This is a genomic window from Vibrio sp. vnigr-6D03 (assembly GCF_002835515.1).
Classification (GTDB): domain Bacteria; phylum Pseudomonadota; class Gammaproteobacteria; order Enterobacterales; family Vibrionaceae; genus Vibrio; species Vibrio penaeicida.
Genome location: NZ_PIZL01000007.1, coordinates 132,963 through 154,816, shown reverse-complemented (window position 1 = coordinate 154,816; position 21,854 = coordinate 132,963). Strand labels below are relative to the sequence as shown.

Here is a 21,854-nt window from a genome sequence, read left to right as displayed (position 1 = left end):
GCTAAATAAAATTAAAAATACAATCAAATAAGGAAAATAAAATGGCTAAGGGGCAGTCTTTACAAGACCCATTTCTAAATGCGCTACGTCGTGAGCGTGTACCCGTATCTATCTACCTCGTTAACGGTATTAAACTTCAAGGTCAGATCGAATCTTTTGATCAGTTTGTGATCTTGTTGAAAAACACTGTTAACCAAATGGTTTACAAGCATGCGATCTCTACTGTGGTACCTGCTCGTGCGGTAACGCACCACAGCAACACAGAACGTTCTTCTGAGCGTCCACAAGAGAAATCTGAAGATTAATAGTACTTTAGTAAGGAGTTGAGTGCTTGTTTGACCGTTATGAAGCCGGTGAACAGGCTGTACTTGTTCATATCAACTTCACGCAAGAAGGTGAATGGGATGATCTAGCAGAATGTGAAATGCTAGTGAAGTCCGCAGGGGTTGAAGTTCTGCAAGTTGTCACAGGCAGTCGTCAGTCCCCACACCCTAAATACTATGTCGGGGAGGGTAAAGCTCAGGAAATTGCTCAAGCAGTGCTAAGCGCTGGAGCTGAAATCGTGATCTTTAACCACTCCCTTTCTCCTGCCCAAGAAAGAAACCTCGAACAACTCTTTAAGTGTCGTGTATTGGACCGAACCGGTCTGATCTTAGATATCTTTGCTCAACGAGCTCGAACCCATGAAGGTAAGCTGCAAGTCGAATTGGCTCAATTACGCCATCTCTCGACGCGCCTAATTCGTGGTTGGACGCATTTGGAGCGACAAAAAGGTGGGATAGGTCTTCGAGGACCAGGTGAAACTCAGCTAGAAACTGACCGACGTTTATTGCGTGATCGTATAAAAGCCATTCTTCGACGCCTTGATAAGGTAGCGAAGCAAAGGGAGCAAGGTCGCCGAGCTCGTAATCGTGCAGAAATCCCAACCTTATCTTTGGTCGGTTACACCAATGCGGGTAAATCGACATTATTTAATCGGATCACAGAAGCGGGTGTTTACGCAGCGGATCAATTATTTGCTACGTTAGACCCAACTTTACGTAAGATTGAATTAGACGATGTGGGAGTTGCTATTTTGGCGGATACCGTTGGATTTATCCGACATCTTCCCCATGACTTAGTTGCTGCATTTAAAGCCACATTACAAGAAACGCAAGAAGCTGACATTTTGTTACATGTTGTCGATGCCAGTGACGAGCGTTTTCGTGAGAATATCCATGCTGTTCATGAAGTACTAGAAGAGATTGATGCCCATGAGGTGCCAATGCTCGTCGTCATGAACAAGATTGACAATATGGAAGGTCAGAAACCCAGAATTGAATATGACGAAGAGGGTATACCTCAACGTGTATGGGTTTCGGCAATGGAAGGCGAAGGCTTGAAACTGTTGTTTGATGCGCTAACCAAACGGTTGGCTAGTCAAATGGTGCAGTATCACCTCCGAATTCCGCCCCAATATCAGGGGAAATTTCGAAGTACATTCTTCCAATTGAAAAGTATTCAACAAGAAGCGTATGATAAGGAAGGTAACTTACTGATCGACGTCCGAATGCAACAAGTAGATTGGTCTAGACTAGAAAAAAGAGAAGGGGCAGTTTTAGGTGACTTTATAGTTACTTAAAGGACTGCTACAGTATAACGTCATATCAAATGATGGAGCTTTCTAATGGCGTGGAATGAGCCTGGAAATAACAACGGCGATAATGGCCGCGATAAAGACCCTTGGGGGAATAAAAATCGTGGTCGTGATCAAGGTCCACCAGATTTAGATGAAGTGTTTAATAAACTGAGTCAGAAACTGGGTGGAAAATTTGGTAAGCGCGGAGGCAACAGAGCTTCTATCGGTGGCGGTGGTGCTATCGGTTTAGGTTTGATTGCAGTTGTTGCCATCGTAATTTGGGTAGTGTCTGGTTTCTACACCGTCGGCGAAGCAGAGCGTTCTGTTGTTTTACGCCTAGGTAAAGAAGACCGTATCGAAGGTCCTGGTCTTAAGTGGCACCCTAAATTTATCGATTCTTATGAACTGGTTAACGTACAAGCGATTCGCTCACTAAGAGCTTCTGGCTTGATGCTTACAAAAGATGAAAACGTTGTAACCGTTGAAATGGGTGTTCAGTACCGTGTTTCTGACCCATACAAATATCTGTATACAGTAACTAATGCCGATGACAGCTTGCGTCAGGCTACTGATTCAGCGCTTCGTGCGGTAATTGGTGATTCCCTGATGGATAGCATTCTTACGAGTGGCCGTCAGCAAATTCGTCAAAGCACGCAAGAAACGTTAAATCGTATTATCGATGGTTACGATATGGGCATTGTGGTTGTGGATGTGAACTTCCAATCAGCGCGTCCACCTGAGCAGGTTAAAGATGCGTTTGATGACGCGATTGCGGCTCGAGAAGATGAAGAGCGTTTTGTTCGTGAAGCAGAAGCTTATAAGAATGAAATCTTACCTAAAGCGACTGGTCGTTCAGAACGTTTGAAGAAAGAAGCTTTGGGTTACTCTGAACGGACAATCAATGAAGCTCTTGGTCAGGTTGCTCAATTTGAGAAGCTACTGCCTGAATATCAAGCGGCTCCTGATGTAACTCGTGATCGTTTGTACTTAGATACAATGGAAGAGGTGTACACCAGTACATCGAAGGTTCTCATTGACTCTGAGTCTAGCGGTAACCTACTGTACTTGCCAATCGACAAGATTACAGGTCAGGCAGCAGAGGCTTCAAATACTAAACGTAAGGCGAAATCGACATCTGCATATGATCAGATTGAATTGGAATCAGAGCGTACTGATACCTCATCATCTACGCAGTCTCGCTCTAACGGCTCACGTCAAGGGAGATACTAATTATGCGTAAATTAATGATCCCTGTACTCGTTGTAGCACTCGCGCTGTTTCTCATGTCTGTGTTTGTGATTCCTGAAGGTGAAAAGGGTATTGTAATCCGCTTCGGTGAGGTACAAAAAGACACGAAAACGGAAACCGTTGTTGAAAACGACATAGAAACAGTTGTAGACGTTCTAGATGAAAACGGGGAACCTGTTATCATCTCAAAGATTTATAACCCTGGTCTGCATTTCAAATTACCGTTGTTTGATCGCGTAAAACGTCTTGATGCTCGTATTCAAACGATGGATGGACGTGCCGACCGTTTTGTAACATCTGAGAAAAAAGACGTGATCATCGATTCTTACGTTAAGTGGAGAATTGATGACTTTGGTCAGTACTACCTGGCAACGGGTGGCGGCGACTCACTGACAGCTCAAGCACTACTTGAGCGTAAAGTAACGGATGTTCTTCGTTCTGAAATCGGTGCTCGTGAGATCAAGCAGATTGTATCTGGTCCTCGAAATGTCGATGTACTTCCAGAAGATTTGAACACCGAAGAGTTAGCATCTGAAGCGGCTAAACAAGCGCTAGAGATCGACGGTGAGCGTGACAAGATCATGGCTGATGTACTTAACGATACTCGCGTAAGCGCAAGTAACGATTTAGGTATTGAAGTAGTTGACTTCCGTATGAAGAAAATCAACTTACCAGATGAAATCAGTGAATCCATCTATCGTCGTATGCGTGCTGAGCGTGAATCTGTAGCGCGTAAGCACCGTTCTCAAGGTCGTGAGAAAGCCGAAGTTATTCGTGCTCAAGCGGAACTTGAAGTGGCAACCGTGCTGGCTGAAGCAGACAGAACTGCGCGAGTCACACGAGGTGAAGCCGATGCGAGAGCTGCTAAGATTTACTCTGATTCATACAGTAAAGATCCTGAATTCTTTAGCTTCCTTCGCTCTCTAAATGCGTATGAGAAATCATTCAGCAGTAAGAGTGATATTCTTGTGCTTGACCCGAACAGTGAGTTCTTCAAGTACATGAATGACGCTAGAGGCCAAGTAGCTAAGTAGCGCCAAGAAATAAGATATATAAAGCCCCGAAAGGGGCTTTTTTGTACCCATTAACCTAATATCAAGAAGATACGTTATGTCAGACTCCCTATGGCTTGCACTTGGATTAGTTCTCGTTGTTGAAGGTCTTGGTCCGTTACTTGCCCCTAACGGGTGGCGTAATATGATCAAGCAGCTTAGCGATCAAGAAGATAATCAGCTGAGAAGAATTGGCGGTTGTTTAGTTGTGACTGGAGCGGTCATCGCTTACGTATTTGCTTAGATGCCTTTCAGAGCTTAGTACACAACGATTTTCACTATAAATATAAGGGCTTTCGCCTGTTATTATTCTAATACTTGATTATTATTCCTTCCGGGACATAAGGTTAAGCAAGTGTTTCACTTTTATGCCTAAAAAATGACTGCATCTTTTATTTTAAGGTGCTAGAATCCATTTTTAACTAGCAATCAGACTTGGAAAGATGGGAAATAACGTAGTCGTTCTAGGCACCCAGTGGGGTGACGAAGGTAAAGGTAAAATCGTAGACCTTTTAACTGAAGATGCAAAATACGTGGTTCGCTACCAAGGCGGTCACAATGCAGGTCACACTCTAGTCATCGACGGTGAAAAAACCGTTCTTCATTTAATTCCATCAGGTATTCTTCGCGATAACGTAAAATGTGTTATCGGTAATGGTGTTGTTCTATCACCTGAAGCACTTCTAAAAGAAATGAAACCTCTTGAAGAGCGTGGCATCCCAGTGAGCGAGCGTCTTTTCATTTCTGAAGCTTGTCCTTTAATTCTTCCTTATCACATTGCTCTTGATCAAGCGCGCGAAATCGCTCTTGGCAAAAAAGCAATTGGTACAACAGGTCGTGGTATCGGCCCTGCTTATGAAGATAAAGTTGCTCGTCGCGGTCTTCGTGTGGGTGATTTATTCGATAAAGAAGCATTCGCAGAGAAACTGAAAGAAGTTATGGAATACCATAATTTCCAGTTAGCGAACTTCTACAAAGTTGAGCCAGTAAGTTACGAAGAAGTGCTTGAGCAAGCGATGAGCTATGCCGACCTTCTAACGTCTATGGTTATCGACGTGACTGATGAACTTGATGCTGCTCGTAAGCGTGGTGATAAGATCATGTTTGAAGGTGCTCAAGGTACGCTACTTGATATTGACCATGGTACTTACCCATATGTAACGTCATCTAACACGACAGCTGGTGGTGTTGCAGCAGGTTCTGGTTTTGGTCCTCGTCACATCGGTTATATCCTTGGTATTACTAAGGCATATTGTACACGTGTAGGTTCAGGTCCTTTCCCTACCGAGCTGTATGATGGTCTAGATAAGCAAGATCCTGTTGGTAAACACCTAGGTGATGTAGGTCACGAGTTTGGTGCGACAACGGGTCGCCTACGCCGTACTGGTTGGTTTGATGCAGTGGCGATGCGCCGTGCAATTCAGATCAACTCTATTTCTGGTTTCTGTTTAACGAAGCTGGACGTACTGGACGGTCTAGAAGAGCTGAAAATCTGTACTGGTTACAAGATGAAAGATGGCTCTATCCTAGAGGTTTCGCCAATGGCTGCTGAATCATTTGAAGAAGCTACGCCAATTTACGAAACCATGCCTGGTTGGTCTGAGACTACTTTCGGTGCTAAGTCAATCGATGCGCTTCCTCAAGCTGCTCTTGACTACATTAAGCGCATTGAAGAGTTGACAGGTGTACCAGTAGATATCGTTTCTACAGGTCCTGACCGCAATGAAACCATCATCAAAGTTCACCCATTCAACTCGTAACCAACTGAACTTTAGATAATTTAGAATGCCAGCTTACTTAAGCTGGCATTTTTTATATCTTTTCCGATTACTTTTTATTCGCTCTCTGGCAAAATATTGCCAAAGATCGGCAATACTTGTCTAAAGAGTTAGCAGTTATTGCCGATACAAAAGCACGGTATGAATAAAGAGTGCGATTATGAAACTACGAGCTGTGACGGCTTCGTTGTTACTCGCATTGTGTTCCCGAGTTGGCATTGCGAGTGCAGATAGCCATATTGGGGGGCCAGTGCCAGTTTACTCCGAAGCTGAACTGATCAATCTGATTGAAAAGAACAAACATCTCGAGCGAGTGAAGGCCGACAGTTGCCAGCTTGTAGAGGATATCGTTGCTCGTGCGACTCGAATAAGCCTGCCTGCTTATGAATTTCTATATGGCGATATGCTGGCTTGGGGAGTATGTGTTGATCAAGATGTGGAGTTAGGTCTCTACTATATGGAAAATGCAGCACACCAAGGTTTACCTGCGGCTCTAGAGCAAATAGGGCGGTATTATTCTAGAGGGACTTTGGTTCAGCAAGATAAAGAGCGTGCTATTCCTTACCTTCGAGAAGCAGCATCCATGGGGAACATTAACGCTCGAATTCATTTAGCTGAACTTTTACTTCGAGACTATGGCAGCCCTTTGGATTATGAAGACGCCTATCGGTGGCTGTATAATTCGGTAACACCAGATAAACGACAACACCGAAGGATTTCTATGTTGCGGCAAGGGCTAGAGCAACGTATGCCTGAAAACATAATCGCGAGAGCAAAACGACGTTCCACATTCTGGTAGATTCAACATGCCCAACGTGTCGGGCATGTTGATTTTGTCAGTTAGGCTTACAGTACCTTATGAGGACCGAAGCATTCATAATGAATACGTTCTTTTGACACGCCTAGCTCCAATAGCTGACTAGCTGCGAACTGCATGAAGGCGACAGGACCGCAGAAATAGAAATCCGTTTCTTCCCAGTTAATACGTTCCTTGATCTGTTCCAGCGCCATTAACCCCGATCTCACTCCTTCTTCCCCTTTATGTTCTCGATACCAATTGAATTGGTTAACGAATTCATAGGACTTTTCTAGCTCGTTTACACGTTTAGAGAATGCATGATGAATTTGGTTTTCTGCTGCATGTAGCCAGTGAATAGGGGCTTTATGAGTACTTTTTATCGTTTCTAGCATTGAGAGTAATGGAGTGACTCCAACGCCCGCAGAAATGAGAGCGACGGGTGTAAACTGATCACTGGTGAAAAAAAAGTCTCCACACGGTGGTGCCAGCTTAACTGTGTCGCCAACATTCAAGTGGTCGTGTAAGAAGTTTGAAACAACACCTTCTGATTCGCGCTTTACCGAAATCCTATAGCTGTTGCCATTTGGTGTATCTGACAAACTGTATTGTCTGATTTCTTGGTATTCAAATTGCTCTGGTGTTAAATAAATGCCTACATACTGCCCAGGTATAAAATCAACGACTGGTTGCTGATCTACGGGTTCAAAAACAAAGCTGGTGATGACGGCACTTTCTTTGTGCTTCTCTTTTAGTACAAACTCTCGGGTACCGCGCCATCCCCCTGTTTTTGCTTCCGTCTCAGAGTAGATTGTTTCCTCCCGATCGATAAACACTTGAGCTAAGAATCCGTAAGCTTCTCCCCAAGCGTCTAAAACTTCCTGACCAGGTGTGAACAACTCATCTATGGTTGCCAGAAGGTGGCTACCAACGATTTGGTATTGCTCTTCAGTGATATTAAAACTTGTGTGTTTCTGGGCTATTTTTTCAACGACAGGAAGAAGCACTTCAATATTGTCAATGTTTGCCGCGTACCCATGTACAGCATTGAATAACGCCTCTCTTTGCGCTCCATTTTCTTGGTGAGTTAGGTTAAATATGTCATTTAATTCAGGGTTGTGGGTAAACATTCTATTGTAGAAATGTGCGGTTAAAGCTGGACCCGTTTGGGCTAAAAGTGGTGCTGTGGATTTTACGATATCTATGGTTGATTGCTTGAGCATTTGGGCTTCCTATTTAAACATGTATTTATAATGCATGTTTAAAGTTGTATCTAAAATATATCTTTTAGTCAATGGAAGATTTACAATTTACTCAGACAAGAGGAAATTGATTTGCAACTTACGAACTTTACCGATTTTGGTATTCGCGCCTTGATATATCTGGCTTCTTTGCCTGCGGGTGAATTGACGAGCATCCAAAAGGTCAGTGACACTTTTGATGTGTCTAAAAATCATATGGTTAAGATTATTAATAAGCTAGGTCAGCTTGGTTACGTGAAAACGATTCGTGGTAAAAATGGTGGGATATGCTTAGGTCGCCCAGCAGAAACCATTGTTATAGGAAATGTGGTAAGGGATATCGAGCCTTTAGACGTGGTGAACTGCGCACCGGATTTTTGCCATATTACGCCAGCGTGTAAACTGAAAGCGCATCTGGCACGTGCAAAATTGGCTTTTTTAGCAGAGCTGGACCATTGTACGATCGCCGATATGTTGAGCGACAACGCTGAGCTTCTCATTTTATTAAAAAGATAAGCGGACGGCTAAGTGCGCTTATACTCTCGTCTTATCGTTTTAGCTTCTAGTATTTCCGTAAGCAATCACTTTGCATATACAGACATTTGCTGAAGCAGTTTTGTTAATTCACGGTTTGGCATAGTACGCTCAGCTTTTTTGTTGAGCTTTAGGTCGGTGATTTCCGTATAGCCACCCGGTCGATTGACGATAATTTCATTTCCGCCCACAATTCCATAATCCATGTAACTGCCGACAATAACCCAGTTTTCTTGTCTGTTCGTGGTGAACAAATCTTCTCCAACACTATAATCACGAACATCGTTCGACACACTCAATGGCTGCTTCATTAATGTTGGCGCTACATCTAGATGACTGGTTCTGGTGTGAATAATATCGGCTTCTTTTTCAGGGTGATATAAGTAGAACGGAACGTGAACCTGAGCGGGAGCGTAGTTGCTGCCGTGTCCCCAATAGTTCTTTTTGTAATCGTTAAATTCTTCACCGTGATCAGACGTAATAACGATGATGGTATTTTCCAATTCACCTGATGCTTCCAACTCGTCCAATATTTCCCCGACCAATTTGTCGATGTAGTACAGCGAGTTTCTATAGCGGTTACGGTACTCTGTTGGGTCGAAGTCATTGTTTAATTTAACGTGATCGACGCGATCCCAATAAGGCGTAAAAGGTGTCTCCATCTCTGCTGGAAAAGAAGTCCCGTGCGCGGCATCGTAAAACATGAATCCAAAGTAAGGCTTGTTTGGATCTCGTTTTTCCAAGAACTGTAAGAAGTCGTCTGTGATTTTACGATCGCGCTCTGCTGGCGTATTACCTGGTGTGGTAACGGTTAAATCTTTCACGCCAGCAAATACTGTGCGATCGAATGGTGGGCTATGTAAAGGCGCAGATCCGTGGATGGACATTTCGTAATTCTTTGAGTGCAAGGTCTCCATTAACACGGGCTGCTGCTGGCCAGAGCGTACCGCATCCCAATAGGTGGAAGGGATGCCATAGAATAAGCTAAATATCCCCATTTGGGTCGAGTTGCCACCGCTAAGGTGCTCTTTAAACACTAAACTTCTCTGACCAAATTGTTCAATATTTGGTGTTACCTGCACATTGGCATCATCAAAACGCCATGCATCCAATACGATCATCAAGATATTAGGTGTTTTTGCATTTTCAGCCTGCTGAATGGGTTTCAACGGGTAGTTCAAGTTGGTTACTTTTTGGTGATCAATTTTTGTATGAGCATCGCGTCCTGCTTGTTGCTCTACCCAGCCGTTATCTTCAAGGTAATCATTTGCGGTTAATGGCAAATATAGTGGCCAGTGATGGCTGTAACTCGGTATCACTTGATCGAAATTGGCGTATTTCCAAGCATGAGTAAATTGGCTGAATACCAAGCAGCTAAACCAAACCGTGATTCCAAGTAACAAGTAGCGTTTCTTTGTTTCAATCCAACGGTTTGCTAAAACAATAGTCATGATAATAGCGTTGATAAGGCCAAAGGCGACCACCCCGCCAACGAGTAATGTAAACCATGACACATCAATGATTTGGTCTCCACCTTGAATCAGCAACTCAAAGACAAAGCCATTTAGATGAAAGCGATATTGGTTATACACCTGGGTATCGACAGCAACTAGTATTGCGGTGACGATGAAAGGTAATACGGCTATGCATCTAAAGAGCCGTGTTGGCAGCCAGATTAGTAATAGAGAAGGAAGCGAGCACAGCAACGCCATCAGACCAAACAGCCCAATTTGGGTAGAAAAAATGTAAGGGTAGGATAGCCAGCTACCTTCTGGAATATCCATCCAGCTTACATAAGGGATGCCTATCGCTGATAATAAAACAGCGTTCAATATTAAAAGGCAAAAAATCCACCGCGAGTTAAAGCGAAGATTCTCGCGAAGTTTAGAAAATGACATAAATATTATTGGACGAACAAAGAGAGTCGCGCATCTTACAAAAGAACCATACAAAGTTTCAAGCAGGTATTTGCTTTGTTTATATATTGCCTAACTTTTGTTTAGCTGAATATATGTGCCACTGAATTGTCACAATTTGACCAATATGACGGATAACTGACTTGTAGTGGATTGCTCGTACGTGACGATATATTTCCTGAGAAAGCGGTGTGCGCTGTCGGTAACCGTCAGATTTAGATATACTTAAGATCTATCCAATCTATAGCAGGCCTGCTTATGTCTCAAAACACTCCCATTGATCCTTTTGCTGAGCGCGAATCCGGTAAATATGAAAACCCGATTCCTAGCCGGGAGTTCATTATTGAATTTCTGACTCAGGCAAATGTGCCGATGAATCGAAACGATTTATTTGACGCACTGGAGCTAAAAGGGGAAGAGCAGTATGAAGGGCTTCGTCGACGTTTACGTGCGATGGAGCGTGATGGGCAGTTGGTATTTACTCGCCGTCAATGTTACGTATTGCCAGAAAAACTTGAGCTGGCTAAAGGGCATGTGATTGGACACAAAGACGGATTTGGATGGGTAAGACCAGAAGGTAGCAAAGGAAGAGATAATGATATTTTGCTGCCTCATCACCAGATGAAAACCATCATCCATGGTGATTACGTATTAGTACAGCCGACAGGGACAGATAAGCGCGGTCGTAAAGAAGGACGCCTTGTTCGGATATTGGAAGAGCGCAAGACCCAAATTGTTGGTCGTTACTTTATGGAGCACGAGTACTCGTATGTGGTGCCTGATGACTCCCGAATCAGCCAAGATATCCTGATCCCTAAAGAGCACCGTTGTGGAGCTCGGATGGGAAATGTCGTCGTCATCGAAATTACAAGCCGTGCAAGCCGCTCTCGAGGTATGACAGGAAAAATATTGGAAGTGCTTGGTGAAAATATGGCACCAGGCATGGAAACCCAAATTGCCATTCGAACCCATCAAATTCCTGATGTTTGGCCGGAAGAGGTCGACAAACAAATTGCCGACCTAACGGAACACGTCCCAGAAGAAGCAAAGAAAGGGCGAGTCGATTTACGTGAATTGCCATTGGTCACAATAGATGGAGAAGACGCTCGAGATTTCGATGATGCCGTTTACTGCGAAGCGAAGCGCAGCGGCGGTTGGCGCCTTTGGGTGGCGATTGCAGATGTGAGCTATTATGTTCGCCCGAATACGGCTCTGGATAAAGAAGCCATCAATCGAGGTAACTCCGTTTATTTTCCATCGCAGGTTGTTCCTATGCTCCCTGAGGTGCTGTCTAACGGGCTGTGCTCCTTAAACCCGCAAGTTGATCGTTTGTGCATGGTATGCGAAATGACGATTTCTGCTTCAGGGAAGTTATCTGGATACAAGCACTACGAAGCTGTCATGAATTCTCATGCTCGCCTAACGTACAACAAAGTTGGTGCTATCTTGGATGGAGATGAAGAACTCCGTGAACGATACCAACCACTGGTTTCGCATTTAGAAGAGCTTCATAAAATGTATGGCGTTCTGAAGCAAGCTCGTGATAGTCGTGGCGCCATTGAATTTGAAACAGTAGAAGCTAAGTTTATCTTCAACCCGGACCGTAAGATTGATCGCATTGAGCCAGTGGTTCGGAATGATGCGCATAAGATCATCGAAGAATGCATGATTTTAGCCAATATTGCCTCGGCGTCTTTGGTTGAAAAAGCAAAAGAGCCTTCGCTGTATCGTATCCACGAAACTCCTGGAGAAGAGCGTCTGCAAGGGTTTCGAGATTTCCTTGGTGAGCTTGGGCTTAACCTAACGGGTGGCTTAGAACCTTCTCCTACAGATTACGCCAGCCTGATGAAACAAATCGGTGAGCGTCAGGATAAAGAGCTTATTCAGACCATGCTGCTTCGTTCAATGAAGCAAGCGGTTTACAATGCCGATAATGCGGGTCACTTTGGCCTGGCACTAAAACGATACGCGCACTTTACATCGCCTATTCGTCGCTACCCCGATCTGTTACTGCATCGTGCTATTAAGTACCTGATTGCCAAGGAGGAAGGTCGCAATACCGATCGCTGGACCCCAACCGGTGGTTTCCATTATTCCTTTGACGATATGGATGTGTATGGTGAGCAGTGCTCCATGACCGAACGTCGTGCTGATGATGCCACGCGTGACGTGTCAGATTGGCTGAAATGTGAATACATGCAAGATCATGTCGGTGAAGAGTTGGATGGTGTGATTGCCAATGTTACGGGCTTTGGTTTTTTTGTACGTCTAACTGAGCTTCACATTGATGGTCTTGTGCATATCTCTTCCCTTGCAAATGATTACTATCAATTTGATCCAATTGGTCAAAGGCTTATTGGTGAAAGCTTCGGTAATATCTATCGTTTAGGCGATGCTGTAAAAGTAAAAGTGTTGTCGGTGAATTTAGACGATCGTCAAATTGACTTTGAATTGGTCGAAACAAGCCGTAAGCTACGCGGAAAAGGCAAAACAGCCAAGAAGCGTGCGGCGCAGTCTGATAAAAAAGCGCACAGTAAAAAGAAGGCAACAGTAAAATCGAGAAAGCCGGGTGCAAAAGCGAAAGCGATGGTTGAACCAACTAAGCGTCCCGATGGTTCGAAAGAGTCTTCCTCTGCGAAAAAGAAGAGTAAATCTGAAAAAGCGCGCAAGAAGAAGTCCCGAGCGAAAAATCGAAAGTCTCAGGGAAAACAGAAATAATCTGAACAGGTCAGGTAATGAGTAACGAATTTATTTATGGCATTCATGCCGTAAAAGCGGTGCTGGAAAAAGATCCGGTGCGCTTTATTGAGGCATACGTTTTAAAAGGTCGTCAAGACGAGCGACTGCTGCCGTTGCTGAATGAATTGCAAAATGTTGGAGTATCCATTCAGCAAATGGGCAGAAAAGCGTTGGATGACAAAGCCAGTGGTGCAAACCATCAAGGTATCATTGCACGTGTTAAACCCGCTAAGCAATTGAATGAAAATGATTTAGATGGAATCTTAGCTCAACACGAACAGCCGCTTTTATTAGTGTTAGATGGCGTAACAGACCCACATAACCTTGGTGCTTGTTTAAGGAATGCCGATGCGGCTGGTGTTGCCGCCGTCATCGTTCCGAAGGATCGTTCATCTCCTTTAACGGCAACGGTAAGTAAGGTCGCATGTGGCGCAGCAGAGACGGTACCGTTAGTGCGAGTCACCAATCTCGCTCGAACCATGCGCGCGTTGCAAGAACAAGGTGTTTGGTTTGTGGGGACGGCAGGTGAAGCCACTCACGACATTTATCAAGCGAAGCTTTCTGGTCCGTTAGCGGTTGTTATGGGGGCAGAAGGTGATGGTATGCGACGTTTGACGCGTGAAACGTGCGATGACTTGATTAAGATCCCGATGGCTGGAAGTGTGTCTAGCCTGAATGTTTCAGTAGCTTCTGGGATTTGCTTGTTTGAAGCGGTAAGGCAACGCTCTCTTTAGAGCTTGTTGCCCTCTTCATCAGAGATAAGCAAAAGAAATAAAAAACCACCAACGATGTTGGTGGTTTTTTTTATTCTTAATCGAAACGCTTTCTTTATTAACGCGTTCCGTATACCACGATAGTTTTACCGTGTGCTGAAATCAGGTTTTGCTCTTCCAGCATCTTCAAGATACGACCAACGGTTTCACGTGAACAGCCAACAATCTGACCAATTTCCTGGCGTGTAATCTTGATTTGCATGCCATCTGGGTGCGTCATCGCATCTGGTTGTTTCGCTAAGTTCAGAAGTGTCTGAGCGATACGGCCAGTAACGTCTAGGAAAGCAAGGTCGCCTACTTTTTGGCTAGTAGTTTGAAGACGGTTAGCCATTTGAGAAGAAAGGCGCATCAGAATATCAGGGTTAACTTGAATTAACTGACGGAACTTCTTAAACGAAATTTCTGCTACTTCACATGGTGTTTTTGCACGCACCCAAGCGGTACGTTCTTGGTCTTCTTCAAATAGACCAAGTTCACCAATGAAATCGCCTTGGTTGAGGTAAGACAAGATCATCTCTTTGCCTTCTTCATCCTTGATAAGCACGGCAACAGAACCTTTCACGATGTAGTACAGGGTCTCTGCCTTTTCACCCGCATGAATCAGAGTACTCTTAGAAGGGTACTTGTGAATATGACAGTGTGAAAGGAACCACTCTAATGTTGGATCGGTTTGAGGTTTACCTAGAACCATAATATCTTTCTTCCTCTGCAGGGTTTGCTCAGCAGCTTTCCGTATCGACTGAGCCAGATTGAACTGGTCATTTAGAATAGGGTGTTATAGTTGATGCTGCAAGCTATCATATGTTTCGGTTAGAAATAGTATCCTTTTTCTGAAACGATTTCTTGACTTTGATCGGTACGCGGCTGGGTTTATCTAAGCAAAAATGTGCACATGATCACGCTATGGCAACTTTGCATACTTTTCTTTTTATCACTAGCCGATTTTACCGGTTTCGATGAGCTGTTGAAGTATCGGTTGGACGATCAATTCCATGGCAAAACTCATCTTCCCGCCGGGTACAACAAGCGTGTTATGACGCGACATGAATGACCCTTGAATCATAGACAGTAGGTATGGATAGTCGACGTTTTTAATGCCGCGAAGTCGGATGACAACAAAACTTTCATCTAAACTGGGGATGCCTTTTGCGGCAAGAGGATTAGAAGTATCTACAGTAGGGACACGCTGAAAGTTTATGTGTGTACGCGAAAATTGTGGCGTAATGTAGTTTAAATAGTCGTCCATCGAACGCACTATAGAGTCTGTAACCGCTTCTTTAGAGTGCCCTCTGTCGCGTGTGTCACGCACAAACTTCTGGATCCATTCGAGGTTTACAATAGGTACCATGCCAATCAGTAGATCAACATGTTGGGATACATTGACATCGCCATCCATTACGCCGCCATGTAACCCCTCGTAGAATAGAACATCGGAGTTTTCAGGCAGTTGTTGCCACGGAGTAAATGTACCGGGCATTTGGTTGTAAGGTACTGCTTCATCAAATGAGTGTAAATAACGCCTAACTTGTCCCGAACCTTTTTCGCCATAAGTTCGGAAAAACTGTTCCAATGCGGGGAAGTCGTTTGCTTGAGGGCCAAAATAGCTTATATGTCGACCTTGCTCTTTTGCTTTGCGAATTTCCACGTCCATCTCTGGGCGCGTAAATCGGTGAAAGCTATCCCCTTCGACTAACGCTGATTTGACGTTCATCATATTGAACATCTTGCGAAACGCTTCAGAAGTGGTGGTGGTTCCCGCGCCTGACGAGCCTGTAACGGCAATGATTGGGTGTTTTGCTGACATGACTGTCCTTGTCTCTAGTTATCGTTATAGGGAATCAGTGTAGGGGAAGCGGTATAAATAATAAACACTGCCCTAATCACGTAATCGAATGAAACACCCATTAGGGGCACTTTTACTTGAACTCAATGAATCGGAGCTTGAGGCAACGCTTGATTTCAGCGACTGGGATGTACTTGTATATCAACCGTTTCATGAAGCTCAGAAAACACGACAACCGCTTGACCACTTTGCAGTTGAGCACGCACATGGTCCACTTTTTCATTTAGGCTGATTTCACTGGCACCGTAATCAGTACCTTCTCTTAGTACGAACTCTTTAATTAAATTCGTGAGTGTATCAGTCTCAATTTGTTCCCAAGGGACGATCATAAATACCTCAAAATTTTATGTCGTCGCAATCTTACCATTAATCGCACTCTGCGCGTTACAGGCTTCCTCTTTTAAGTAATGAGAAAAATTTTCAGGTAATGCTTCTTCTAACCAAAACGTTGGCTTAAAGAGGTGACCACTAACAAATCCTACATGCCCACCTTTAGGGAGCAAATGGTACTTCACATGTTCAGGAAGAGGCGTAGTTGGAATAACCGCTTCTGTCATGAAAGGATCGTCTTGTGCATGAATGATGTCCGTTGGAATCCGAATTCTTTTGAGCATCGGAAGCCCAGAACAAGTTTGATAATAATGGTGTGCATCCTCAAATCCATGCAACCGAGAGGTAATGACGTCATCGAAATCAAACATGGAATCAATCTCGTTGACTTCTCTTTCTGTAAGGGGCAAGACTTTCTGAACTAAGGGCAGCTTAGCGACGGCATTCTCTTTGAGTGATGAGAGCAGGTAGCTTTGATACACTTTGGAAAAGCCTCGATTAATGCGCTGAGAACATGCCAATAAATCCAGTGGAGCGGACACAACCGATGCCGCATTAAGCAGAGTGTTTTCTGTGTACTTTGCGAGGTAGTTGACCAGCATATTCCCCCCTAAGGAGACACCTACTGCTACTTTTACTTGCCGAGGAAAACGTTGTGTTAGGTGTTCGATGAAAAAGCGAGCATCCTCTGTTTCACCCGAGTGGTAGGCTCGAGGGAGTCGGTTTGGCTCACCACTGCAACCACGAAAATGCATCATTACTGCTAACCACCCTTCTTTTGCAAATGCGTGCATTAATCCATTGGCATAAGGGCTATCAAAACTGCCTTCTAAACCATGAAATAAAATAAATATGGGTTTGGAGGTGTTGGCTGTAGGGGCTTCACTCCACGCCAGATCAACAAAATCACCATCGGGCAGCTCAAGCCTTTCTCTTATTGGTTCAAACAACGGCTTACGTCGGATAAAGCGTGAGACTAACGTTTGAATGTGCGCATTGCTTAACCCAAATGCGGGTTTAAATGGGATCATAATGAAAAGTCCGAAATAGGGTTACTGTGAAGTAATTCTGCCAGAACGTTAAGCCCTTGTTCCAATTGTTGGTGAGTAACTGGTGAACTGAGAGATAAACGAATAGCTGGAGGAACGGCACCACCAGGAGGGACAAAAAGCTCCCCTGATTTGATAATGACATTCCTTGAAGCCGCTTGTTGAACGAAATCACTTAATCGCCATTGCTCTGGAAGCGTTAACCACAAATGGAAACAATCTTTCTGGTAGCTGATATCGAACGAACCAAGGTATTGCTTTGCCAGTGCGAGCCTAACATCCATTTCTTTACGTATGGTGTCTATGACATGTTCGGCTTGGTTGGTTTGTATCATTTGGCACGTTAATGCGGTCAACAGTGGGCTGATCATCCAGCTATGGTTTTGCAATGTCATACTCAATTGCTGATACAAATGATCAGGTGCTTACACGAAACCTACACGCAGCCCCGGTGCTAAACATTTAGAAAAAGCACCAATATGGATAACTTGTTCTGGCATAGAATTAACCAAAGGAGGGGGCGCTTGTTTTGGCAATAGACCGTTAACGTCGTCTTCAATAGCAATGACTTGGTATTGTTTACAGACGTTAAGAATGGCTTCACGTCTCTCCACACTCATTGTCGCGGTGGTTGGGTTTTGCAGAGTGGGTGTAAGGTAGATAAAGCGCGCTGACTGGTTCTGTTTACATGCAGACTCTAAAGCGGTAGGCGTAATGCCTTCTTCATCCATATCTACGCCTTTTAAAGACAACTGGTTTTGCCGCGCCAAACTCAGTAGTCCTGGGTAGGTGAGTTTCTCACATAAAATGGTATCTCCCGCTCGCGTAAATGCGCTTAGTACCATTTGAATCGCGTGTTGTGCTCCACTACTAAACAACAGCTTTTGAGCTTGCACATGAACCCCTTGGGTTTTCAGCCAGTTGGCTACGATCATGCGATGCGAATCGATACCTGTAGGTTTTTGGTACAGCATAAATTGATTCAACGCCGCGTTATTGTGAGATAGAGAATTCATTGCTTCCGACAAAATACCGGCTCTATCCAGTAAAGGGGGAATGTTGTAGCCAAAATTACACTCTTCGGCTTCTTCCACACTCTCTTCAAATACCCAATTGGCTTTCGAATTATCTCGAATATAGGTACCAGCACCCACGCGCGCTTCGACTAACCCTCGCCTTTCGGCTTCTGCATAGGCACGAGTAATGGTACCAACTGTAACCCCTAACTTATCCGCTAATGCCCTATGGGTTGGCAGTTTATCGTTAGCACGGATGATGCCTTCTTCTATTTGCAGAGCAATGGCATCCGCCACTTGATGATACAAAGGGGAGGATAACGTTTTATCGACGATGATTGTTTCAATTGTCATGGTGACAATAAACCTTTTGCACTGAGATTATTCCATTGTTATGGTCAATATGTGCACACAATTTTAATTATTCAACTTAAATACCAAATTGTATCGATACAATGTGAAGAGGAGCAAATTTATGGATTGGCAGTTTTTTACCTCGGTCGCATTGTTTGCAACCGTGATGACTGGAACCCCGGGGCCTAATAACGTTATGTTGACGGCTTCGGGAGCTAACTTTGGGTACCGCCGAACGGTGCCACACTTTGTTGGAATTGGCTTTGGGCTTTTGACTCAAATGATCTTGATTGCGGCAGGGCTTGGTGTTGTGTTTGAACGTTACCCGGAAGTGCAGCAAATACTGAGAGTGGCATCCAGTGCCTATTTACTGCTTTTGGCGTGGCGAATTGGCACAGCAGCGCCACCAACAGGTCGCGATGATGATAGTTCAAGGCCAATGACTCTGTTTGAAGCAGCACTGTTCCAGTACCTTAACCCTAAAGCTTGGATCATGTCACTTACCGCTGTAGGGACCTTTTCATTTTCGGGTGACCAATTCTGGTGGTCTGTTGTGGCTATGGGAATGATTTTTTGGCTTGTACAGCTGCATACGTCATCAGTGTGGGTGGGTTTCGGTACTTTGATTCGACGATGGCTGTCGAGTGTCACTGCGTGGAAGTGTTTTAATGTCACTATGGGTTTGCTTACCGCTAGTTGTGTTGTGTTTATTTGGTGATGCCGATGCAATTTGATTTGAATGATATTGCTAAAAACAGCGTTCTTTGCTGGCTATCAACGTCTGATTTATCAGGGCAACCTAATGTCTCACCAAAAGAAATTTTTCATTTAGTGGATTCAAATACGTTATTGATCGCAGATATTGCCTCTCCTCAGTCCGTAACGAATTTGAGGGAAAACGCTAATGTTTGCGTTTGTATGTTGGATATTTTTCGCCAGCGCGGCGTTAAATTAACTGGAAAAGGAAAATACGCACGTTGGCGGGGGGAATCTGTCTTGGAGAGCGAACGAATACTGGTTCAAAAAGCGGGTAATTTCCCATTGAAAGGGATTATTACCATTGAAATATCCAGTATTTCTTCCGTGATTGCACCAAGTTATTGGGTAAAACCAGAGCAAAGTGTGGAAGAGAAAGTAGCCGACGCGATGGCGTCTTATGGGGTTCAGCCAGTAGAAGATGAATCTTCAAAAAATGAAATTAAGTGATCGGCTTGTAGGTATTGGCAATATGTACTCACCATAGAATCGCCATGGTTTGCTGACAGTTTGAGGTTATTGAGGCAATCAACTAAATCAGATTGCTGCTGTTTTTCCAGCAGCAATTCAAATTGCAAGGTTTCTCGGTAGAGTGTATCGGGCAGGTGAGACTTGGATTTACGCCGCAGTTCTCGGTAATTTACCAATAAGTTCTCGGATCGAATCAGGCAATCTTGTACTAGGTGCCAGTCTTCTTTATCAAAAGCCAGCTTCTGCTCGTCCAGCCATTTCAGCAATAAAAGAAGGTTTACATTTCCTTGGTACTGGTTTTGAAGAGTAAGACACGCTTCTTTTACCTGACGCACACTGTAGTACTGTAGGCTAAATTGCCACAAACGTTCTAAAGTGAGCGACATTAATTGCGTGTCTTTGGGCATTCTAGTTCATCTCCAGTTCCATCTGCTCAAGGGCTTCCTGCTCTGCCATCCACTCCATTTCTATGTCTTCGAGCTCGGACTTTGCAGAGGCTTGTTGCGCCAGTACTTCATTAAGCTTAGCTTTATTTTCCGCTTGATACAGATCGGTATCGCCAAGCTGTGTTTCGGTGTCTGACAAAATTTGACCGAGTTTATCCATCTTTTGTTCCAGCTTTGTCAGGTTTTTGCGAATTGGCGCAGTCAGTTTACGAAACTCCGCTTCTTTTCGCTTTTGCTCTTTTCGCGCTGCTGCACTGTTATCCGTACTTTTTTCTGGAGTGGCTGCTTGCAGTTCTTTACGTTCTGCTTTTTGCTGTTCTGTCAGCCATTTGTAGTAGTCGCTCAAGTCACCGTCGAAAGGGGCAACTTGACGATCGTGAACCAAATACAAATCATCGGTGGTTGCGCGCAGTAAGTACCTATCGTGGCTTACTATTACCATGGCGCCTTCAAAGGTTTGTAGTGCCATGGTGAGTGCTTGGCGCATATCTAAATCAAGGTGGTTGGTCGGTTCATCAAGTAACAAAAGGTTGGGTTTTTGCCACACAACTAACGCCAATACCAAACGGGCTTTTTCACCACCGGAGAACGGGGCGACTTTTTCCAGAGCCTTATCTCCTTGGAAGCCAAAGCTGCCTAAGTAATCTCGGAGTTGCTGTTCATTTTTGTCAGGCGCAATCTGCATCATGTGTTGAAGCGGTGTTTCTTCAGGGTGCAGAGTTTCAAGTTGGTGCTGCGCAAAGTAACCAATCTTTACGCCTTGAGAATAAGTAAAGTCACCCGATTGCGATTGCAGTTCGCCTGAAAGCAGTTTTATCAGTGTTGATTTACCAGCGCCATTTCGACCAAGCAAACCAATACGGCTGCCCGGTACAAGATTAAGCCGAATTTTCTCGAGGATTAAGTTTTCATCGTATCCGGCGGAGACCTGATCCATCATTAAAATCGGATTGGGTAACGCAGCGGGCTCTCTAAATTCAAAATTGAATGGATTATCAAACTGAGCAGGCAATACCTTTTCCATTTTCTCCAACGCTTTTATTCGGCTTTGGGCCTGACGTGCTTTGGAAGCTTTGTAACGGAACCGGTCAATGTAGCTCTGCATATGCGCCATTTGCTTTTGCTGCTTCTGGAACATGGCTTGTTGCAAAATAAGCTTTTGCGCACGTTGATTTTCAAACGATGAGTAGTTACCGGTGTACTCATTAAGAAGCTGATTTTCTACGTGTATGATTCGACCAACGATAGGATCAAGAAAGTCCCTATCGTGTGAGATTAAAATTAAGGTGCCGGGGTAATTTTGCAGCCAACGTTCAAGCCACATTACCGCATCTAAGTCTAGGTGGTTGGTCGGTTCATCAAGTAACAGCAAGTCAGAACGGCACAATAGCGCTTGTGCTAGGTTAAGTCGCATTCGCCACCCACCGGAGAATTGCGTAAGGTTCCAGCTCATTTGTTCTTGGCTGAAACCCAAGCCATCCAGCAATTCAGCGGCACGTGCTTTGATGGCGTATCCGCCTATAACTTCAATTTTTCCGTGAAGTTCTGCAACCAGATTTCCGTTATCTTGTTGCTCGGCGATGTCCAGTTTTGCTTCGAGCTCTCGAAATTCTCTGTCACCATCAATGACATAATCCAAAGCTTCCCTTTCAAGAGCAGGTGTTTCCTGTGCTACCCAAGCAAGCTCCCATTGACTAGGCTTATGAAAGGTGCCAGCGTCAATAGACAGTTCGTCTTTTAGTAGTGCAAATAAGGTGGATTTACCACAGCCATTTTTTCCGACCAAACCGACTTTGTCTCCGGGGTGAATGGTCGCGCTGGCTTGATCTAGCAGAGGTTTGCCACCTCGAAGGAGTTGGATGTCAGAAAAGGTAATCATAGTGCTCGTGTCGAA

General features: G+C 44.3%; 22 protein-coding genes. 12 read left to right on the top strand and 10 right to left on the bottom strand.

The genetic code is table 11. The features are described 5' to 3' along the window. Positions 1–41 precede the first annotated feature (41 nt). The 7 genes from hfq (at position 42) to CW749_RS06465 (ending at position 6,495) form a co-directional block, all read left to right on the top strand. The gene (hfq, locus tag CW749_RS06495; protein ID WP_101111222.1) at positions 42–305 is read left to right on the top strand and encodes an RNA chaperone Hfq; all 264 of its coding nucleotides are present in this window, start codon (positions 42–44) and stop codon (positions 303–305) included. A gap of 26 nt (positions 306–331) precedes the next feature. Continuing rightward, complete coding sequence (gene hflX / locus CW749_RS06490; protein WP_101111221.1) at positions 332–1,621, top strand: ribosome rescue GTPase HflX; 1,290 nt, start codon at positions 332–334, stop codon at positions 1,619–1,621. Between the two features lie 45 nt (positions 1,622–1,666). After that, a complete protein-coding gene (gene hflK, locus CW749_RS06485) occupies positions 1,667–2,848 on the top strand; it encodes an FtsH protease activity modulator HflK (protein ID WP_101111220.1) in 1,182 nt (393 codons plus the stop codon). 2 nt (positions 2,849–2,850) lie between these two features. Further along, entirely contained in the window at positions 2,851–3,900 is a 1,050-nt protein-coding gene (gene hflC / locus CW749_RS06480; protein WP_101111219.1) for a protease modulator HflC, read from the top strand. A gap of 76 nt (positions 3,901–3,976) precedes the next feature. Beyond that, positions 3,977–4,162: a DUF2065 domain-containing protein gene (locus tag CW749_RS06475; protein WP_101111218.1), complete on the top strand. Its 186-nt coding sequence runs from the start codon at positions 3,977–3,979 to the stop codon at positions 4,160–4,162. A 199-nt stretch (positions 4,163–4,361) separates the two neighbouring features. Next, positions 4,362–5,678: an adenylosuccinate synthase gene (locus tag CW749_RS06470; protein WP_101111217.1), complete on the top strand. Its 1,317-nt coding sequence runs from the start codon at positions 4,362–4,364 to the stop codon at positions 5,676–5,678. A gap of 178 nt (positions 5,679–5,856) precedes the next feature. Continuing rightward, the gene (locus tag CW749_RS06465; RefSeq protein ID WP_101111216.1) at positions 5,857–6,495 is read left to right on the top strand and encodes a tetratricopeptide repeat protein; all 639 of its coding nucleotides are present in this window, start codon (positions 5,857–5,859) and stop codon (positions 6,493–6,495) included. A 47-nt stretch (positions 6,496–6,542) separates the two neighbouring features. Here CW749_RS06465 and hmpA read toward each other — a convergent pair whose 3' ends face one another. Then, complete coding sequence (gene hmpA / locus CW749_RS06460; RefSeq protein WP_101111215.1) at positions 6,543–7,715, bottom strand: NO-inducible flavohemoprotein; 1,173 nt, start codon at positions 7,713–7,715, stop codon at positions 6,543–6,545. A gap of 111 nt (positions 7,716–7,826) precedes the next feature. Here hmpA and nsrR point away from each other — a divergent pair, with 111 nt between their 5' ends. Continuing rightward, entirely contained in the window at positions 7,827–8,249 is a 423-nt protein-coding gene (gene nsrR, locus CW749_RS06455) for a nitric oxide-sensing transcriptional repressor NsrR (RefSeq protein WP_101111214.1), read from the top strand. Between the two features lie 65 nt (positions 8,250–8,314). On the opposite strand, the gene CW749_RS06450 is transcribed toward nsrR, so the two are convergent. Further along, positions 8,315–10,165, bottom strand: a complete 1,851-nt coding sequence (locus tag CW749_RS06450; RefSeq protein ID WP_101111213.1) for a DUF3413 domain-containing protein — start codon at positions 10,163–10,165, stop codon at positions 8,315–8,317. A gap of 276 nt (positions 10,166–10,441) precedes the next feature. On the opposite strand from CW749_RS06450, the gene rnr reads away from it, so the two are divergent. Further along, positions 10,442–12,901, top strand: coding sequence for a ribonuclease R (gene rnr / locus CW749_RS06445; RefSeq protein WP_101111212.1), 2,460 nt, complete (start codon positions 10,442–10,444; stop codon positions 12,899–12,901). Positions 12,902–12,918: 17 nt separating this feature from the next. Then, positions 12,919–13,656: a 23S rRNA (guanosine(2251)-2'-O)-methyltransferase RlmB gene (gene rlmB, locus CW749_RS06440; protein ID WP_101111211.1), complete on the top strand. Its 738-nt coding sequence runs from the start codon at positions 12,919–12,921 to the stop codon at positions 13,654–13,656. A 97-nt stretch (positions 13,657–13,753) separates the two neighbouring features. On the opposite strand, the gene crp is transcribed toward rlmB, so the two are convergent. From crp to CW749_RS06415, 6 genes are all read right to left on the bottom strand, one after another. Then, positions 13,754–14,386, bottom strand: coding sequence for a cAMP-activated global transcriptional regulator CRP (crp, locus tag CW749_RS06435; RefSeq protein WP_101111210.1), 633 nt, complete (start codon positions 14,384–14,386; stop codon positions 13,754–13,756). Between the two features lie 243 nt (positions 14,387–14,629). Continuing rightward, on the bottom strand, positions 14,630–15,499 hold the full coding sequence (locus tag CW749_RS06430; RefSeq protein WP_101111209.1) for a phosphoribulokinase: 870 nt from the start codon (positions 15,497–15,499) through the stop codon (positions 14,630–14,632). A gap of 155 nt (positions 15,500–15,654) precedes the next feature. Continuing rightward, the gene (locus CW749_RS06425; protein WP_101111208.1) at positions 15,655–15,867 is read right to left on the bottom strand and encodes a YheU family protein; all 213 of its coding nucleotides are present in this window, start codon (positions 15,865–15,867) and stop codon (positions 15,655–15,657) included. A 15-nt stretch (positions 15,868–15,882) separates the two neighbouring features. Continuing rightward, positions 15,883–16,899, bottom strand: a complete 1,017-nt coding sequence (locus tag CW749_RS06420) for a hydrolase (RefSeq protein ID WP_101111207.1) — start codon at positions 16,897–16,899, stop codon at positions 15,883–15,885. After that, entirely contained in the window at positions 16,896–17,312 is a 417-nt protein-coding gene (locus CW749_RS28570) for a hypothetical protein (protein ID WP_343232552.1), read from the bottom strand. The genes CW749_RS06420 and CW749_RS28570 overlap by 4 nt, the downstream gene beginning before the upstream one ends. A 30-nt stretch (positions 17,313–17,342) precedes the next feature. Further along, the gene (locus tag CW749_RS06415) at positions 17,343–18,287 is read right to left on the bottom strand and encodes a PLP-dependent aminotransferase family protein (protein ID WP_343232551.1); all 945 of its coding nucleotides are present in this window, start codon (positions 18,285–18,287) and stop codon (positions 17,343–17,345) included. Between the two features lie 121 nt (positions 18,288–18,408). Here CW749_RS06415 and CW749_RS06410 point away from each other — a divergent pair, with 121 nt between their 5' ends. Further along, on the top strand, positions 18,409–19,005 hold the full coding sequence (locus CW749_RS06410; protein ID WP_101111206.1) for a LysE family translocator: 597 nt from the start codon (positions 18,409–18,411) through the stop codon (positions 19,003–19,005). A gap of 5 nt (positions 19,006–19,010) precedes the next feature. Beyond that, positions 19,011–19,493, top strand: a complete 483-nt coding sequence (locus tag CW749_RS06405; RefSeq protein ID WP_180958335.1) for a pyridoxamine 5'-phosphate oxidase family protein — start codon at positions 19,011–19,013, stop codon at positions 19,491–19,493. Here CW749_RS06405 and CW749_RS06400 read toward each other — a convergent pair. Both CW749_RS06400 and CW749_RS06395 read right to left on the bottom strand, forming a co-directional pair. After that, complete coding sequence (locus CW749_RS06400) at positions 19,451–19,921, bottom strand: TIGR02444 family protein (RefSeq protein ID WP_101111204.1); 471 nt, start codon at positions 19,919–19,921, stop codon at positions 19,451–19,453. The two genes, CW749_RS06405 and CW749_RS06400, sit on opposite strands and share 43 nt — an antisense overlap. Position 19,922: 1 nt before the next feature. After that, positions 19,923–21,839 carry an ABC transporter ATP-binding protein gene (locus CW749_RS06395; RefSeq protein ID WP_101111203.1) on the bottom strand — a complete coding sequence of 639 codons (1,917 nt, stop codon included), beginning with the start codon at positions 21,837–21,839 and terminating at the stop codon, positions 19,923–19,925. Positions 21,840–21,854: the final 15 nt, after the last annotated feature.